Genomic DNA, 16,066 nt, shown 5'->3' on the forward strand with positions numbered 1-16,066 from the left:
TACCGGGCACTCCGGTGTCTACCCGGACGGGACTCCCACCCGCAAGCCTGGACCAGCTTTCAGGACGCAACATGCCCACCACCGTACGTGCTGACGGGGCCTCACCGGACGGGTGTTCGCCCTCGGCTCATCGCGACCGGTTCGTTCTCGCGCTGCTCCCGCCCGCCCGCCCGGCCGGCGAACACCGAGGCCAGCACCGCGAGTCCGGCCACCGCGGCGCAGACCACGCTGGCGGCCAAGTAGGCGGAACGGTGGCTGCCGCCCCCGGCGGTCGCCCGCAGGTAGACGCCGGACAGCGCCGAGACCGCGACGGCGGCGGCGATCCGCTGGGTCATCTGCAGGATCGCCCCGCTCACCCCGGCCGCCTCGGCGGGCGCGTGGCGCAGCACGAACGCCTGGTTGGTGGAGCCCATCAGGCCGACCGAGGCGCCGCTGAGGAGCTGCAGCATCGCCAGCAGCCAGGGCAGTACGGCGGCCGGGGCCCGGTGGGCGACCAGTCCGCTGCCCAGCATGGCCAGGGCGGAGCCGATCATGCCGATGGTGATGGTGCGTCGGCCGAAGCGCTGCACCACCCGCCAGGCGAGCGCGGAGGCGGTGGCCATGGCCAGCGCGGAGGGCAGCGCCACCAGGGCGGCGCCCAGCGGGGACAGGCCCAGGCCGTCCTGGAGGAACATGGTGAGGACCAGCGAAGCGGCCAGCGAGGAGCCGAACTGGGCCATCGCGGTGGCCGTGCCGAGCGCGTACGGCGCGGAGCGGGTGAGCGCCGGGTGGATCAGCGGGTGCCCGCCGCGTCCGGCGTAGCGGCGCTGCCACCAGGTGAGCGTGCCGAGCAGCAGCAGGGCGGCGGCCGTGAAGCCGAGCCAGCCGGTCCATCCGGGCGGCTGGACGAAGGGCAGCATCAGGGCGAGGGTGAGCGCGCCGACCAGCAGCAGGCCGACCAGGTCGAGATCGGCGTGCCGGGTGGCCGGGCGGGGCTTGGGCAGGTGGCGGGCGGCCAGGGCGACGGTGGCCACGCCGAACGGGACGTTCAGCAGGAAGGTCAGCCGCCAGCCGAGTTCGGGCCCGGCCGCGGCCAGCACCATGCCGCCGATCGGCGGGCCGAGGGCGAAGGCGAGGCTGCCGGTGACGGCGTACATGCCGAGGGCCCGGGCGCGCAGCTGGCCGTCGAAGACGTCCTGGAGGGTGCCGATCATCTGGGAGTTGACCAGCCCGGCCCCCGCGCCCTGGAGCAGTCGGGCGGCGATCAGCACCCCGGGGTCGGTGGCGGTCGCGGAGACCAGGCTGACCAGGGTGAACAGGGCGAGTCCGGTGACGAAGAACCACTTGCGGCCCTTGACGTCGCCGAGCCGGCCGCCGGGGATCAGCGCGAGGCCGAAGGCGAGCGAGTACCCGGCGACGATCCACTGCAGGTGGGCGGGCTGGGCGTGCAGGGCCGCGCGCAGGGCGGGGATGGAGGTGTTCAGGACGGACTGGTCGAGCAGCGTGGTGAACCCACCCGCGACGCAGACCAGCAGGACGCGGCGCCCAGCGGCGTCGAAGCGCTCCCTGGGCGGCTCGGCCGCCGGGCCCTCGCCTATCGGGCCGCCGGCTGTCGGGCCATCGCCCATCGGCCCGGTGGCGGCGGCGCTCACGGTTCGACCACCACGAGCGCGTAGCGGGCCTCACCCGGGCCGAGGCTGCGGAAGCGGCTGGTGCCGGAGCCGTAGCGCAGGCAGTCGCCGGGGCCGAGCAGCTGCGCCTCTCCGTCCAGGGTCAGTTCCAACTGCCCCTCGAACACCCAGAGATGGTGCTCCAGCCCGGGCAGACAGGGGCGGTCGTAGGCGATGTCGGCGCCGGCCGGCAGCCGGCCCTCGATGATCTCCCCGCGCAGCGAGCCGTGCGGCGGCGAGACCGAGCGGCGGACGAAGCCCGTCGCCTCGTCCCGCCAGACCTGCTGCTCCCCCGCGCGCACCAGCCGGGCCGGTTCGGACTCCACCTCGGCGAGCAGCCGGGACATCGTCCGCCCGTACACGGCGCAGAGCCGCCCGAGCAGCGCGGCGGTCGGGCTGACCTCGGCCCGCTCCACCCGGGACAGCGTGGACCGGCTGACGTCCGCCTGCCGCGCCAACTCCTCCAGTGTCCAGCCGCGTTCGACCCGCAGCTCGGCGAGCCGTTGTGCCAGCCGCTCGTCAGCGGCCGTATCGATTCCCATATTCGCGATGCTATCCCGGATATGAGATCACCTTCTCCGGTTTTTCGAGGGCCTGGTGAAGGTCTGACGGCAGCTCGCCTCCTCCCCCTCGGCCCAGGCGAGCTGTGATCATATGATGTCCGCCGACAAAGTGGCCGGTCAGCGGCCCATCGGGCGAGGGGGACCACGATCGTGTTCGGCATCATCAGACCGTGCAGGCACCGACTTTCCGAACGGCTCCAGACCTCCTGGATGGCGCACCTGTGCGGGCTCTGCCTCGCCCTGCGCGACGACCACGGACAACTCGCCCGCACAGCCACCAACTACGACGGGCTGATCATCTCCGTCCTGGTCGAGGCCCAGGCCGCCCGGGAGGACTCCTCCTGGCGGCGCACCGCCGGGCCGTGCCCGCTGCGCGGCATGCGGACCGCCTCCGTCGCCAAGGGCGAGGGCGCCCGCCTGGCGGCCGCCGTCTCGCTCGCTCTCGCCTCGGTGAAGATCCGCGACCACGTCGAGGACCGGGACGGCGTGTTCGCCCGCCGCCCGGTGGCCGCCGGGGCCCGGGCGGTGACCCGGCGCTGGGACCGGCAGAGTGCGGGCAGCGCCTCCACGGTCGGCTTCGACACCGCCGTGCTGCTCGACGCCGCCTCCCGGCAGGGCGAGTTGGAGCGCTCGCTGCTGCCGGGCGGCTCGGTGCTGCTGGTCACCGAACCCACCGAGACCGCCACCTCGGCCGCCTTCGCGCACACCGCCGCGATCGCCGGGCGCCCCGGCAACGCCGCCCCGCTCGCCGAGGCGGGGCGGCTGTTCGGCCGGCTCGCCCACCTCCTCGACGCCGCCGAGGACCAAGCCGCCGACGCAGCCTCGGGCGCCTGGAACCCGCTGACCGCCACCGGCACCGACCGCGCCGAGGCCGAGCGGCTCTGCCGCGACGCCGTCCACGGCATCCGGCTCGCACTGCGCGAGGTCGAGCTGGGCGACCGGGCGCTGGTGCACGTACTGCTCGGGCACGAGACCGAGCGCGCGGTCGACCGGGTCTTCGGCCCGGCCGCGCACGGGGCGGGCTGCCGGCGCGGCGCCCACGGCGAGTACGGCGCCACCGGCGAGCACCCGCAGGACGCGCCGCCGCGTCAGGTGCCGCCCGGGTACCCGGGCGGGCCGTACCCCGGCCAGGACCCGAACCAGGCACCGATCCCCCCGTGGGTGCCGCAGGGCCCCGGCTTCACCCCGCCCGGCGGCAAGCCGCCGCACCCGCGCAACCTGCTCGCCGGTTGCGCGGTCTGGGCGCTGATGGCCTGCACCTGCCAGCTGCTCTGCTGCGAGCACAACGACCCGTTCAGCCGCGAGCGCCGCAAGGGGTTCTGCGAGCGGCACGACTGCTGCGACTCGTGTGACTGCGACTGCTGCGACTGCTGCAATTGCGGGTGCCAGTGCTGCGATGACTGCGGGTGCGACAGCTGCGGTTGTGACGGCTGCGACTGCGGCTGCGACTGCTGACAGATCGTCAATTCTCTTCCGGCGCAGCCTCCAACTGATCGGACGCCATCGGCCCGGGGTGCCCCCGCAGCACCCCGGGCCGGTCCGTGTCCTCGCGCTGCTCGGATCTTCGCCAGAGCGGCAGCACCACCACCGGTCGCAGCTCGACGGCCTCAGGCATCACGCCCCGCCGTCTCCCGGTCCGCCGCCAGCGAGCTCTCCAGCCCGGCCAGCAACTGCCGGAACCGCTCGGCGTCCTGCTCCGTCATCCGCCCCTCGGGCGCCACCCCCGGCCACTCGGCCGTCCTGTCGTCCATGCGCCCGACGCTAGGCGGAGGCGATCAACGGGAGATAAACGAGGGGCTGGCGGGACGGCCGTGACTCGCCGCGCATCGACTGCGCCCGCCCGACCCGCTTCGTCCCGGAACGACCCCGGCCCGTCGTGATACTCGGCAACCGCACGCCGCTCCAGCCGAGTTGGGGACGCGGGACGACTTGGCGTGTCCACGAGATGGTGGTTCAATGCCACGTGCGCGGCATGTTAGGAAGGTTTCCTAACAAGCTTCAAACGCGTGGCCGCCACACGACCTCCTCCGCCACCGAGAGGACGACCTCCCCATGCGTCGCAGCACCACCAGGACACTCATCTCCGGGGCCGCCGTCGCCGCCCTCCTCCTGCCCGTCGCCGCCACCCCCGCCGGAGCCCGCACCCCCGCCGGAGCCCGCACCCCCGCCGGAGCCGCCACCCCCGCCGCCACAAGTCGGCAGGCCGCCGGCTTCCAGCACCCCGGCGTGCTGGTCGGCGCGGAGCAACTCGCCTTCGTCAAGGGCGAACTGGACGCCGGAGCCGAACCCTGGGCCTCCGCCTTCGCCGATCTGCGGGCAAGCAGGTACGCCTCGCTCGACTGGCAGCCCCGACCGCGCGCCGACGTCGAGTGCGGCTCCAGCTCCCACCCCGACAACGGCTGCTCCGACGAGCGCGACGACGCGATGGCCGCGTACGCGCACGCGCTGCAGTGGGTGCTCACCAAGGACCAGCGGTACGCCGACAAGGCGATCCAGATCATGGACGCCTGGTCCGGCGTGATCCAGGAGCACACCAACAGCAACGCCCCGCTGCAGACCGGCTGGTCGGGCAACAACTGGGCGCGCGCCGCCGAGCTGATCCGCTACTCGGGCGCGGGCTGGTCGGCCACCTCGGTCGACCGCTTCGCCACCATGCTGCGCACCGTCTACGTGCCGCTGCTCACCCCCGGCAGCCCGCGCAAGAACGGCAACTGGGAGCTGATCGAGACCGACGCCCTGATGGGCATCGCGGTCTTCCTGGACGACCACGCACTGTTCGACCGGGCCGCCGAGCTGTGGCGCGGGCGCCTGCCCGCGTACGTCTACCTCTCCTCGGACGGCCAGCTGCCGGTACCGCCGCCGAAGGCCGGGATCGAGGGCGAATCGGCGCTGGTCACGTACTGGAACGGCCAGTCGACCTTTGTGGACGGGCTGTCGCAGGAGACCTGCCGGGACTTCGGCCACACCGGCTGGGGCCTGGAGGCCGCCGCCCAGGCCGCCGAGACGGCTCGGCTGCAGGGCCTCGACCTGTGGGGCGAGGGACGCGAACGGCTGGTCAAGGCGCTGGAGTTCCACACCGCCTACGACAACGGCGCGAGCGTGCCGGACTGGCTGTGCGACGGCTCGGTGAGCACCGGCCTCGGCCCGGCCGTGCAGCTCGCGTACAACGAGTACCACCTGCGCGAGGGCCTCCCGATGCCGCAGACCGAGCGGTACGTGGCCGCGCACAGCCCGTTCGGGGCGAACTACTTCATCGGCTGGGAGACCCTGACCCACACCAGCGCGCCCTGACGGCCGGCCCCGCCACACCCCGCACCCCCACCCCGCACCCCCCCACCACTGCCTCCGGCGGTCGCGCCGCCGGAGAAGGGAGCCATCCCCGTGCGCGTTTCCGGAACCCACCGCCTCGCCGCCACCGTCACCGTGGTCGCCGCCCTGACCGCCGGCACCGCCTGCGCCGCGACCTCCGCGCAGGCCACGCCCGGGATCACGGCGAACCGGCAGGCCACCGCCGCCCAGCAGGCCACTGCCGCCCAGCGCGTGACCGCCGGCGGGCTCACCCCCGACCAGCGCCGCCGCGCCGATCAGCTGATCAGCGTCTTCGAGAACAGCACCACCGAGATCCAGTACGGCTACGCGGAGAACATCAACGACGGCCGTGGCGTCACCGCCGGCCGGGCCGGGTTCACCACCGACGACGGTGACGCCCTCAAGGTGGTCCGTGCCTACACCGCCGCCTCCCCCGACAACCCGCTGGCCCGCTTCATCCCCGAGCTGGAGCGCCTGGCCTCCGCCGGCAGCGGCGACACCAGCAGCCTGCCCGAGGGCGACTACATCGCCGCCTGGAAACAGGCCGCCGCGGACCCGGTCTTCCGCCAGGTACAGGACGACCAGGTCGACCAGCGCTACTTCACCCCCGCCATGAGTCAGGCCGACCAGCTCGACCTGACCACCGCCCTGGCCCGCGCCGAGCTCTACGACGCCTCCATCCAGCACGGCAACGGCAGCGAGTACGACGCCCTGCCCGCGCTCATCGACCGCACCGACGCCAAGGTCGGCACCCCCTCGGCCGCCGGTGAACGGGCCTGGCTGGACGCCTTCTTCGACGTCCGCATCGACGACCTGAACAACCCGGCCAACTCCTCCACCGCCGACGAGTGGCGCAAGTCGGTCGACCGGGTGGAGTGCCTGCGCCGGATCGCCGCCACCGGCAACTACGACCTGGACGGCCCGTTCAGCATCACCGCCTTCGGCTCCGGCTACACCATCGGCTGACCCCCTCCCCTCACCCCGGGGTCCGGGACTGTGGGGACCGGCCCCGGCTCCTTTCCGCCGAAACGTCAACGGCCGGACAGGGCAAGGTGATGACGCAGGAATCGATCCTCCCGATCGGGTGCTGACGTCCCGAGCCTGACGGCGCCCGACCGGACCCCTCACGGTCGGGCGCCGCCCGGGGCACCGTCCAGAGCGCCGTCCAGGAGCAGCCGGGCGGCCTCCTTCGCGTCGGCGGCGGCGCCCGGGTCGCCGTGGATCGCCGCGGTGGTGATGGCCCCCTCGGCGAGCAGCGCGAGGTGTCCGGCGGTCGCGGGCGGGGCGCCGGCGGCCTCGACCAGGCCGGCCAGGTAGCCGGCGAACTCCTCCTTGTGGTGGCGGGCCGCCGCCGCGACGGCGGGGGTGGTGGCGCCCAGTTCGCCGAAGGCGTTCACGAAGGCGCAGCCGCGGAAACCCGGCTCGGCGAACCACCGGCCGAGCCAGTCGAAGACTGCGAGCACCTGGTCCCGGGGGGTGCCGCCGGCCCCGGCGACGTGGACGGCGAGGCTCGCTCGCCACCGCCCGTCCCGGCGCCGCAGATAGGCCTCGACCAGGTCGTTCTTGGACGGGAAGTGCTGGTAGACACGGCGCAGCGTCATCCCGGAGGCGGCCCGGACGGCGTCCATGCCGACCGCCTGGACCCCCTGTCCGTAGAACAGCTCCTCGGCCGCGTCGAGGATGCGGGTCCGCGGGTCTTCGTACTCCATCTGCCGTGCCCTTTGCGCGAGAACGATTGTTCTCCTAGGGTAGCCGGAGAGGCGAGAACGATCGTTCTCGCCGACGGAACGCCCGTTCTCAAGGAGCCGGACCGATGACCGAACAGCGCCCTCCCCTGCCCCCGTTCACCGAGGAAACCGCCCGCCGCAAGGTCCGGGCCGCCGAGGATGCCTGGAACACCCGTGACCCACAGCGGGTCTCACTCGCGTACACGCCGGACAGTCGCTGGCGCAACCGCGGCGAGTTCCTCACCGGCCGCGGGGCGATCAGCGACTTCCTCACCCGCAAGTGGCAGCGCGAACTCGACTACCGCCTCGTCAAGGAGCTGTGGGCGTACCACGGCGACCGCATCGCCGTCCGCTTCGCCTACGAGTGGCACGACGACAGCGGGCAGTGGTACCGCTCGTACGGCAACGAGAACTGGGAGTTCGACGGCGACGGCCTGATGGCCCGTCGGCTCGCCTCGATCAACGACCTGCCGATCACCGCCGCCGAGCGGCTCCTCCACTGGCCGCTCGGCCGCCGCCCCGACGACCACCCGGGGCTGACCGAGCTCGGCCTCTGAACGGCCGGGGCCGTCGGGCCACTCTGTTCCACGCCTGTGACACGGCGGGTATCGGGCGCTGACCCGCGACTGGGAACCTCCTTGTCGGAAGCGAACAGCACCACCCGAGGGGGACCTGGAAATGTCCGTGCGCAACAGATTCGGCAGCGTCGCCGCGATCGCCCTGATGACGACCGTCGGAGCCGTCCTGCTCTCCGCCTGCGGCCCCGACAACACCGACCCCGGCTCCACCGCCGCCCCCAGCGCGCCCGGTACGGCGGCCCCGGGGACGGCGGCGCCGGGCGGCGGGTCGCACTCCGGCAGCCCCGCGCCGGGCGGCAAGGAGGTCAACGGCACCTCCGCGGCCAACCACCTGGTCATCAGCACGGGCACCAAGACCGTCGCGATGAACGGCACCACCGTCGACTTCGGCACGGTGGTCCGCGACCTCGCGTGGTCCCCCGACGGCAAGAAGGTCGTCTTCGTCAACGGCGACGGCGATCTGATGACCGCCAACCCGGACGGCAGCGGCAAGGCGCTCCTCGCCAAGGCTCCCAGCGGCGAGACCTGGTCCCACCCGACCTGGCAGCACGCCGCGAAGGGGCCGAGCGACGGCGCGGTGCCCAACGAGACCGACCGCTTCAACAACATCGTGTTCGCGTCCAGCAAGGGCGGCACGCTGCAGCTGGAGACCGTCCCCGCCAAGGGCGGCACCCCCCAGGTGCTCACCCCGCGCAGCTCCGAGGGCGGCACCGACAACGGCATCCCGCAGCCGCCGACGACCGGCAACACCTGGCCCGACGCGGGCGGCAAGCACGGCGAGATCGCGTACGCCAACACCCCGGCGAACGAGGTGTACATCTATGACGACTACATCCGGCCCTCGACCGGGGAGATGGCCAAGGGCTCGCAGCCGGCCCTGTCCCCCGACGGTGAGCAGCTCGTCTTCGTCCGCTCGGTGAACGGCCACGACCACCTGTTCACCCGCGCCACCGCGTACGACCAGAAGACCGAGAAGGACCTCACCCCCTCTGCCACCACGGACTACACCGAGCCGGCGTGGTCCCCCGACGGCAAGACCCTCGCGGCCCGCACCCCGGACGGCGTGAGCACCCTGCCGGCCGACGGCTCGGCGGCGCCGACCCAGGTCTCCACCATCAAGGGCCTGCCCTCCTACCGGCCCTGAGCCCCGGTCGCCCGGGCCAGCTCGGCGCGCAGCTCGGCCAGGTGCTCGTCGGCCGACTCGTGCGGCAGGAACTCGACCACGTCGAGGAAGCGGAACAGCACCCGGGTCTCGGTGACCGCGTACTCGTAGTCGCCGAACCCGACCACCGCGCCCGTCCCGCCGCGCGCCGCACCGCGGACGGCGGCCGACGTCACCCCGTCCGCGGCGGGTTCGGCGGTCACCCTCCGGCGCGCGTTGGGCCGGGCCAGGTACGGGCAGACCATCGACGCGTACAGCATGCAGGAACGGTGGCCCGGGCCCTCCATGGTCGGCGCGAGGTTGCGGTACGGCCGCCCCGCCGCGATCGCCTCGGCGATCGCGGCGCTCTCGGCTGCGCCGACCACCCGCCAGACCGGTCCGCGCGCCATCAACCCACCGCACACCGAGCACCGGCGCTCCAGCGCGCAGTCGGCGCTGCGCCCGTAGTCCGTGAGCGCGAACTGCGGCTGCCCGTCCTGCCACGGCGTGATCGCCGGCACCGGGTATCCGCGCCCGTCCTTGGGGCGCGCCCCCACCTCGTCCGGCATCGGCACTAGTTCGAATCGCACGCCCCTATCGATACCAGGCGGGCGCCTCGCCGGTCGACCCGTGCGCGTGCCGGTGCGTGCCCCGCGGGTGTCCGCCGGGCCCTACCCCTCCGCCGTCTCCTGCACGAGCATCACCTTCCGCAGCAGGTCCGACAGCGTCCGCCGCTCGTCCTCGGTCAGCACGCCCAGCAGCCGGCGCTCCTCGCGGCCGACCACGTCCAGGGCCTCCTGCCAGGCGGCGCGGCCGGCCTCCGTCAGCACGATGTCGACCTTCCGCCGGTCCTCCGTGGACGGGGTGCGGAGGACGAAGCCGCGGCGTTCCAGGGTTTCCAGGCGGCCGGTGATGGAGGCCGGGGCGAGGTTGAGGTCGGCGCGCAGGTCGGAGGGGGCGGCGTGGCCGCCGCGGCCGGCCAGCACGTGGAGGGTGTCGAACTCGTGCTTGTGCAGGCCGTAGTCGGAGACACCCTGTTCGCGGACGCGGCCGAGGTGGTGGGTGAGCCGTGACATCCGGGTCACCGCGCCCTCGATGTCCGGGTCGAGGTCGGACAGCACCGGTAGCCAGCGGTCGAGGTGGCCGTCCGTCCAGTCGCGGGGCGGGGGCGGCTGCTGGGGAGGGTGCTCGGGCATGGGAGGAGTCTACAAAGGGCAGACCTGTCGCTGTCGAAATATTCGTTGCCAAAATTTCGGCACCGAAATACAGTGCCGCGCATGCCCCAACACCCGCTGCGCCTACCCGACTTCCGCCTGCTCTTCCTCGGCCGGACGGTCTCCACCCTCGGCGACGCCGTCGTGCCCGCCGCCCTGGCCATCGCCATCACCCGCGCCACCGGTTCCTCCGGGGCGCTCGCCCTCGTGCTCGGCTGCGCGGTGGTGCCGAGGCTGCTCCTGCTGCCCTTCGGCGGAGTGGTCGGCGACCGCTTCAACCCGCGTCTGGTCGCGCTCACCACCGACCTGCTGCGGGCCGCCACCCAGCTGCTGGTCGGCCTCGAACTCCTCGGCGGCCGCCCCAGCCTCGCCCACATCGCGGTCGCCGAGGCGATCGGCGGCGCCGCCTCCGCCTTCGCCATGCCGACCACCTCGCCGCTGGTCACCGGCACCGTCCCGGGCGAGCACCGACTGCGCGCCAACGCCCTGCTCGGCTCGGCCACCAGCGCCGCCCGGCTCGGCGGCCCGGCGCTGGCCGGGGTGCTGGTGTACACCGCCGGGCCGGGCTGGGCCTTCGTCCTGGACGGCGTCTCCTTCCTGCTGAGCGCCGCCCTGCTCACCCGGATCGCCGTCGCCCACGTACCCGCCGGGTCGCGCTCGCTGCGCCGGGACCTCGCCGAGGGCTGGAGCGAGGTGCGCTCCCGGGACTGGTACTGGACCAGCCTGATCGCCCACGGGGTGTGGAACGGCGCGAGCGCCGTCGCACTCACCCTGGGCCCGCTGATCGCCGCCACCCGCCTGGGCGGGGACGGCGCCTGGGTGGCGATCACCCAGGCCGGGGCGGTCGGCCTGCTACTGGGCTCGCTGCTCGCCGGGCGGGTCCGGCCCCGGCGCCCGGTGCTGGTCGGCAACCTCGCCCTCGCCCTGTACGGGCTGCCGCTGCTGGCGCTCGCCGTCCCGGCGCCCGCGCCGGTGACGGTGGCCGCGTACGGGGTGGCGATGGCCGGACTGGGCTTCCTCAACCCGGTCTGGGAGACGGTGGTCCAGCAGGACTTCCCGGCCCGGGTGCTGGCCCGGGTCACCTCCTACGACTGGCTGCTCTCGCTGGCCGCCGCGCCGCTCGGGTACGTGCTGGCGCCGCTGGCCGCCGACGCCTGGGGCAGCCGGGTACCGCTGCTGGCCGCGGCCGCGCTGGTGACCGCGGTGTGCGCGGGTACGGCGGCGGTGCCGGGGGTGCGCCGGCTCGGCGCCGACCGGGATGCGCCGGAACCGGCGGCCGTCGAGCAGCCGCCGGTCCGGGTCAACTCCTAGGACTGGAAGGTCAGTTCCAGATGCCGGTGATGTCCGTGGCGTTCGCCGCGTTGCCCGCGTGGCCGCTCGCCCCGGAGAGGTCCTCCAGGGTGCGCAGCACGTTGTAGTGGTTGTAGGTGGTGGCCGAGCTGCTGCCCGGGGCGACGTGGGCGCCGTAGACCACGGTCGGGATCCGGTTGCCGGACAGGCTGTTGTCCTCGTCGAAGGTGACGACCAGCAGGCTGTTGTGGCTCTGCGCCCAGGTGGCGTACGCACCCAGGTTGTTCTGGATCCAGGTGTCACCCGTCTTGATCGAGCAGTCGTGCATGTCACTGCACAGGTTCGGCACCACGAAGGAGACGTTCGGCAGGGTGGTGTAGTCGGTCGGGAACTGCGCGAAGGTCATGGCGGTGTTCAGCGGGACGTTGCCGAAGCCGAACCAGGGATTGTGCTTCTGCGCGTAGTTGCCGCTGCTGCAGACCGTGCTGCCCTGGCTGGGCAGGGACTCGTTGTAGCTGGCCCAGGTCTTCCCGGCGGCGGCCACCTCGGAGGCCAGGTTCGGGGCCCGGAACCCGCCGACCGTCACACAGCTGTCGTCGACCCTGCCCTGGGTGGAGCCGGAGAACAGGGCGTAGTAGTTCGGCTCGCTGGGGTGGGTGATGGCGAAGGACTGGGTGAGGTTGGCGCCGCCCGCCTTCAGGGTGTTGTTGATGTACGGCGCGCTGCTGCTGCCGATGATCTGGCTGTAGGAGTGGTTCTCCATCACCACGACGACGATGTGGTCGGGTGTGGGCAGCGCGGCCGCCTGCGCGGTGGTGGCGGTCGCCGCCCAGAGGCCGGCGGAGGCGGCGACCAGGGCGGCGGCCGAGGCGATCGCGGTCGCGGTGCGGCGGGAGCGGCGGGGGACGCCGGTCCGGGGGGCGTCGTTCAGCGGGGCACCGTTCAGCGGGGCGTCGTTCGGGATCTTCGCGGACGAAGTCATGACGAATCCTCGGGTGGAGGGCGGCCCCCAAGGGCCGCCCGGCTCGGTGGAGGTGACGGACGGTCCTGCTCTCGCGAACGGCCTAGTACGGGGCGCCGTTGGCGAAGTCGGTGTTGAAGGTCGTCTCGATGGTGTCGAGCACCCCGGAGTCCGGGACGATCAGGCCCAGCTCGCGGTTGCTGTTCAGCGAGTTGTCGGAGAAGTTCTCCGAGCCGGCGAACACCTTGGCCGAGGGGGTGCCGTAGTCGGCGACGATGGCCTTGGCGTGGATGTACAGGCCGGTGGTCGAGGAGTAGGTGACCACCCTGGCGCCGGCCGTGGTGACCTGGTCGAAGTAGGAGCCGTACGAGCTCGGGTTCATGCCGACGACCCGCACGGTCACGCCGCGGTTGGCGGCGGCGGTGATCGCGTCCACCAGGGCCTGGTCGCCGAACTCCAGCTGCTCGACGTCCAGCGAGGTCTGCGCGCCGTTGATCAGCGCCAGCAGGCGGTCCTGCGAGTCGGTGGGCGACCAGACCAGGTTGTCGCCGTCGGAGGGGGTGATCGAGGTCTTGGCGTAGTCCGCGGCGAAGACCTGCTCGATCGCGTTGACGTCGTTGGCGTCGGTGTCGAAGACGCCGTAGTCACGGCTGCTGGAGTAGTAGGTGGCGTCCAGGTTCCCGGTCAGGACCAGGGACTTGGCGCCGTCCACGGTGACGGTCTTCTGGTGGGTGTAGACGAACGCCGAGGAGGAGTACGTCACGCCCACGCCGGCGGCCTTCAGCGCGTTGTAGGCGGAGCCGTTGACCGAGGTGTGCTGGCCGTCCAGGATCACCCGGACCTTCACGCCGGCCCGCTGACGGGCGATCAGGTCGTTGACGGCCGTCGTGTCGCGCAGCTCGTACATGGTGACGTCGACGGTCTTGGTCGCCGAGTTGATCAGGCTGTAGACCACCGAGTGGTCCTGGTCCGGAAAGACGACCGCGGTGTACGTGCCGGTGGCGTGGGCGGTACCGGTGGCGGATATCAGACCGGCGCCGGCGAGCAGCAGCGCGCCGGCACGGCGCGCGAAGGTGGCCAGGGACATGGGGGACTCCATGGTCAGTGAGGGGAGTGAGGGGAGTGAGGGGATGAGAGGGGGCCGGTGCGTCGCACCGGAAGGCGAACGAAGCGCCCGAACAGCATGGCTGTGCGGCAGTCAACGCGGGTAGATGACGGCGGGTAAAACCTTGTCCCCGGGCCGGGAAACGAATGGTGCACATGCCAAACCGGGCCGATAACGGACGAGGCGGGCGGCCCGGTTCACATTGCCACCGGCCGCCCCAACCGGTGATAGTGACCTTCGAGCGGCGCAATCTGACGCCGCGTCAGCTCACGAGAGAGCCGAGGAACATGGCGAAGACCAGCCTGCTGCGCCCCCTCGCGGTGGCCGCCGCCGCTGCCGTCCTGGCGGCGACCGGAACCGTACCGGCGCTGGCCGCCGACCAGGACGGCGCCGCGCTGCCCGTCCCCGACACCGCCGCGGTGCTCAGTGCACTTCAGGCCACCATGCGTGCGGGCGCCCCGGGCGCCTTCGCGGTCATCCGCGACCACGACGAGGACGAGAGAGCGCGCTCCCTGTCCGTCGGCCAGGCCGACCTGGACGGGACCCCGATGAACTCCTCGTGGAGGTTCCGAATCGCCAGCAACAGCAAGATGTTCGCGGCCGTTCTCGTGATGCAGCTGGCGGAGGAAGGCCGGATCGACCTCGACGAGCCGCTGCGCGACTACCTGCCGGCCGGAACCCTCCCGGAGAGCTGGACCATGACGGGCCGCCAGGTGATGGAGCACCGCGCGGGCATCTACGACCACACCGACGACCTGCTGGAACAGCCGGGTGAGGAGACCACCAGCGCCTTCGAGGCCCGCATCCGCACCAAGGTGTACGCGCCGGCCGACCTGGTCGCGATGTCCGTCAAGCACGGCCAGCAGTACACCCCGGGCAGCCGCTACTCCTACTCCAACACCGACTTCGTGCTGATGGGCCTCGCCGTCGAGCACCTCACCGGCCGGCCGTACGCGGACGTGCTGCGCGAGCGGATCATCGAGCCGCTGGGCCTGGAGAAGACCTCCTTCGTCGTGCCCGACCAGCAGATCGAGGGTGCGCACGTCACCGGCTACCTCACCAACGACGACCGCACCAAGCCGCTGCTGGACTCCACCGAGCAGACCGCCTCCTGGCTGTGGAGCGCCGGTGGGGTCATCTCCTCCGCCGGGGACCTCGACCGCTTCCTCACCGCGCTGATGGCCGGCAGCAACGGCGGACTCATCTCGGACGCCTCGCTGAAACAGATGGAGGCCGCGCTGCCGACGCCCACCGCGAAGATCGGCTACGGGCTGGGGCTGCGCCGCATCTCGCTCTCCTGCGGCGACGTGTACGGGCACGGCGGCATCGTCCAGGGCTACCAGACCCAGTCCTTCACCACCCCGGACGGGCAGCGCAGCGTGGTCGTGTTCGCCAACGCTTCCAACAACGGCGCGGTGACCCAGGGGCTGATGAGCGCGCTGGAACCGGCCTTCTGCGGGAAGAAGCCCGCGGTCGCGCCGCGCACGGCCTTCGCGCCGCAGGACGGCGACGACCAGGGCGTTCCGGTGGTCGAGGACACCCGGATCTGACACCGGGATCCGATCCCCGCGCCGCCCCGGACCGGCCTCGCCACCGACGCTACGGCGAGACCCGGCCGGGGCGGTTGCCGTCCGCGTTCAGGTCGGTGAGCGCCCGGCCCTGCTGCTCGTGGTCGCCCGGGGCTCGGCCGACTCCGGGGCCCCACCGGCCCGCAAGCCGACCGGCCGGGAGTCACCGGCCCGGGAGTCACCGGCCGACCGGCGCGTACCCGTGCTCCGCCGCCAGGACCGGCCGCAGCGCCCGGATCGCGTAGAAGTTCCGGGACTTGACCGTCCCCGGCGGTACCCCCAGCCTGGCCGAGGCCTCCTGCACCGAGCGGTCCTTCAGGTGCAGCTCGACCAGCACCTCACGGTGGTGCTTCTGCACCCGCCGCAGTGCCAGGGCGATGTCCCGGGCGACCACCACCTGCTCGTACGGGTCCTCGGCGAGCGGCCGGTCCTCCAGCGGCTCACCGATCACCTCCTTGGCGCGGGCGGCGGCCATCCGGTAGTGGTCGATCGCTATCCGCCGTGCCACCGTGAACAGCCAGGGGCGGCTCTGCTCGGGGCCTTTGGTCAGCGCCTCCGGGTGCTGCCAGGCCCGCAGCAGGGTTTCCTGCAGGATGTCCTCGGCCTTGCCCCGGTCACCGCCGGTGGCCCGCATCAGGGCCCGCAACAGGTAGCCCCCGTGCAGCCGGTGGATCTCGGCCAGGGTGTCGGGGTCGAGGGTCGGTCGGGCCGGGCCCGGCTCGGGTGTCGCCGCCACGGCGACCGACCGGCCGACGGGCGGCTGGACGACGGGCGTGGGCTGGGCGACTGACGGCTTCGACACGCACTACCTCTCAGGTCGGGCAAGGGCACAGGGCAGGGCTTCCGCCGTACATCCCCCGTGGCGGGCAGACAGCAGCCTGCCGGGCGCCGCCAAGGACCCGCCAACGATCCGCCAACGCCCCGACCTGCGGGCACCGGGCCCGCCGCCGAGTGCCACCGC

At 72.9% G+C, this 16,066-nt stretch carries 16 protein-coding genes; 7 read left to right on the forward strand and 9 right to left on the reverse strand.

All coding sequences use genetic code 11. The features are described from left to right. Positions 1-101 precede the first annotated feature (101 nt). A complete protein-coding gene (locus ACFQ87_RS31420; protein ID WP_380614252.1) occupies positions 102-1,631 on the reverse strand; it encodes an MFS transporter in 1,530 nt (509 codons plus the stop codon). Continuing rightward, entirely contained in the window at positions 1,628-2,191 is a 564-nt protein-coding gene (locus tag ACFQ87_RS31425; RefSeq protein ID WP_380614253.1) for a helix-turn-helix domain-containing protein, read from the reverse strand. The genes ACFQ87_RS31420 and ACFQ87_RS31425 overlap by 4 nt, the downstream gene beginning before the upstream one ends. 171 nt (positions 2,192-2,362) lie before the next feature. Between ACFQ87_RS31425 and ACFQ87_RS31430 the strand changes: the two genes are divergently transcribed. After that, positions 2,363-3,667 carry a DUF5685 family protein gene (locus ACFQ87_RS31430; RefSeq protein WP_380614254.1) on the forward strand — a complete coding sequence of 435 codons (1,305 nt, stop codon included), beginning with the start codon at positions 2,363-2,365 and terminating at the stop codon, positions 3,665-3,667. Between the two features lie 152 nt (positions 3,668-3,819). Here ACFQ87_RS31430 and ACFQ87_RS31435 read toward each other — a convergent pair whose 3' ends face one another. Then, a complete protein-coding gene (locus ACFQ87_RS31435) occupies positions 3,820-3,963 on the reverse strand; it encodes a hypothetical protein (protein ID WP_380614255.1) in 144 nt (47 codons plus the stop codon). Positions 3,964-4,264: 301 nt separating this feature from the next. On the opposite strand from ACFQ87_RS31435, the gene ACFQ87_RS31440 reads away from it, so the two are divergent. Continuing rightward, the gene (locus ACFQ87_RS31440) at positions 4,265-5,503 is read left to right on the forward strand and encodes an alginate lyase family protein (protein WP_380614256.1); all 1,239 of its coding nucleotides are present in this window, start codon (positions 4,265-4,267) and stop codon (positions 5,501-5,503) included. Positions 5,504-5,593: 90 nt separating this feature from the next. Next, on the forward strand, positions 5,594-6,487 hold the full coding sequence (locus tag ACFQ87_RS31445; protein ID WP_380614257.1) for a chitosanase: 894 nt from the start codon (positions 5,594-5,596) through the stop codon (positions 6,485-6,487). Between the two features lie 158 nt (positions 6,488-6,645). Here ACFQ87_RS31445 and ACFQ87_RS31450 read toward each other — a convergent pair whose 3' ends face one another. Continuing rightward, the gene (locus ACFQ87_RS31450; RefSeq protein WP_380614258.1) at positions 6,646-7,230 is read right to left on the reverse strand and encodes a TetR/AcrR family transcriptional regulator; all 585 of its coding nucleotides are present in this window, start codon (positions 7,228-7,230) and stop codon (positions 6,646-6,648) included. A gap of 104 nt (positions 7,231-7,334) precedes the next feature. Between ACFQ87_RS31450 and ACFQ87_RS31455 the strand changes: the two genes are divergently transcribed. Beyond that, positions 7,335-7,805 (forward strand): DUF1348 family protein, encoded by a 471-nt coding sequence (locus ACFQ87_RS31455; RefSeq protein WP_380614259.1) that lies wholly within the window; start codon positions 7,335-7,337, stop codon positions 7,803-7,805. A gap of 121 nt (positions 7,806-7,926) precedes the next feature. After that, complete coding sequence (locus ACFQ87_RS31460; RefSeq protein ID WP_380614260.1) at positions 7,927-8,970, forward strand: hypothetical protein; 1,044 nt, start codon at positions 7,927-7,929, stop codon at positions 8,968-8,970. On the opposite strand, the gene ACFQ87_RS31465 is transcribed toward ACFQ87_RS31460, so the two are convergent. After that, entirely contained in the window at positions 8,958-9,557 is a 600-nt protein-coding gene (locus ACFQ87_RS31465; protein WP_380614261.1) for a hypothetical protein, read from the reverse strand. The genes ACFQ87_RS31460 and ACFQ87_RS31465 overlap by 13 nt on opposite strands. 81 nt (positions 9,558-9,638) lie before the next feature. Then, positions 9,639-10,163: a MarR family winged helix-turn-helix transcriptional regulator gene (locus tag ACFQ87_RS31470; RefSeq protein ID WP_380614262.1), complete on the reverse strand. Its 525-nt coding sequence runs from the start codon at positions 10,161-10,163 to the stop codon at positions 9,639-9,641. A gap of 81 nt (positions 10,164-10,244) precedes the next feature. Here ACFQ87_RS31470 and ACFQ87_RS31475 point away from each other — a divergent pair, with 81 nt between their 5' ends. Beyond that, a complete protein-coding gene (locus ACFQ87_RS31475; RefSeq protein WP_380614263.1) occupies positions 10,245-11,492 on the forward strand; it encodes an MFS transporter in 1,248 nt (415 codons plus the stop codon). A 10-nt stretch (positions 11,493-11,502) separates the two neighbouring features. Here the strand turns inward: ACFQ87_RS31475 and ACFQ87_RS31480 are convergent, their stop codons facing one another. Beyond that, the gene (locus ACFQ87_RS31480; protein WP_380614264.1) at positions 11,503-12,453 is read right to left on the reverse strand and encodes an alkaline phosphatase family protein; all 951 of its coding nucleotides are present in this window, start codon (positions 12,451-12,453) and stop codon (positions 11,503-11,505) included. 82 nt (positions 12,454-12,535) lie between these two features. Beyond that, positions 12,536-13,519, reverse strand: coding sequence for a phosphatidylserine/phosphatidylglycerophosphate/cardiolipin synthase family protein (locus tag ACFQ87_RS31485; protein ID WP_380614265.1), 984 nt, complete (start codon positions 13,517-13,519; stop codon positions 12,536-12,538). 305 nt (positions 13,520-13,824) lie between these two features. On the opposite strand from ACFQ87_RS31485, the gene ACFQ87_RS31490 reads away from it, so the two are divergent. Continuing rightward, complete coding sequence (locus tag ACFQ87_RS31490; RefSeq protein ID WP_380614266.1) at positions 13,825-15,087, forward strand: serine hydrolase domain-containing protein; 1,263 nt, start codon at positions 13,825-13,827, stop codon at positions 15,085-15,087. A gap of 196 nt (positions 15,088-15,283) precedes the next feature. On the opposite strand, the gene ACFQ87_RS31495 is transcribed toward ACFQ87_RS31490, so the two are convergent. Continuing rightward, positions 15,284-15,907, reverse strand: a complete 624-nt coding sequence (locus ACFQ87_RS31495; protein ID WP_380614267.1) for a sigma-70 family RNA polymerase sigma factor — start codon at positions 15,905-15,907, stop codon at positions 15,284-15,286. Between the last annotated feature and the right edge of the window lie 159 nt (positions 15,908-16,066).

Origin of the sequence: Kitasatospora sp. NPDC056531 (genome assembly GCF_042794375.1) — a bacterium.
Taxonomy (GTDB): domain Bacteria; phylum Actinomycetota; class Actinomycetes; order Streptomycetales; family Streptomycetaceae; genus Kitasatospora.

Excerpts from the sequence above, each read along its gene's own strand:
- ACFQ87_RS31480 (WP_380614264.1), bottom strand. The coding sequence starts at position 12,453 with ATGACTTCGTCCGCGAAGATCCCGAACGACGCCCCGCTGAACGGTGCC.
- ACFQ87_RS31485 (WP_380614265.1), bottom strand. The coding sequence starts at position 13,519 with ATGTCCCTGGCCACCTTCGCGCGCCGTGCCGGCGCGCTGCTGCTCGCC.
- ACFQ87_RS31455 (WP_380614259.1), top strand. The coding sequence starts at position 7,335 with ATGACCGAACAGCGCCCTCCCCTGCCCCCGTTCACCGAGGAAACCGCC.
- ACFQ87_RS31440 (WP_380614256.1), top strand. The coding sequence starts at position 4,265 with ATGCGTCGCAGCACCACCAGGACACTCATCTCCGGGGCCGCCGTCGCC.
- ACFQ87_RS31435 (WP_380614255.1), bottom strand. The coding sequence starts at position 3,963 with ATGGACGACAGGACGGCCGAGTGGCCGGGGGTGGCGCCCGAGGGGCGG.
- ACFQ87_RS31475 (WP_380614263.1), top strand. The coding sequence starts at position 10,245 with ATGCCCCAACACCCGCTGCGCCTACCCGACTTCCGCCTGCTCTTCCTC.
- ACFQ87_RS31470 (WP_380614262.1), bottom strand. The coding sequence starts at position 10,163 with ATGCCCGAGCACCCTCCCCAGCAGCCGCCCCCGCCCCGCGACTGGACG.
- ACFQ87_RS31450 (WP_380614258.1), bottom strand. The coding sequence starts at position 7,230 with ATGGAGTACGAAGACCCGCGGACCCGCATCCTCGACGCGGCCGAGGAG.
- ACFQ87_RS31425 (WP_380614253.1), bottom strand. The coding sequence starts at position 2,191 with ATGGGAATCGATACGGCCGCTGACGAGCGGCTGGCACAACGGCTCGCC.
- ACFQ87_RS31460 (WP_380614260.1), top strand. The coding sequence starts at position 7,927 with ATGTCCGTGCGCAACAGATTCGGCAGCGTCGCCGCGATCGCCCTGATG.
- ACFQ87_RS31490 (WP_380614266.1), top strand. The coding sequence starts at position 13,825 with ATGGCGAAGACCAGCCTGCTGCGCCCCCTCGCGGTGGCCGCCGCCGCT.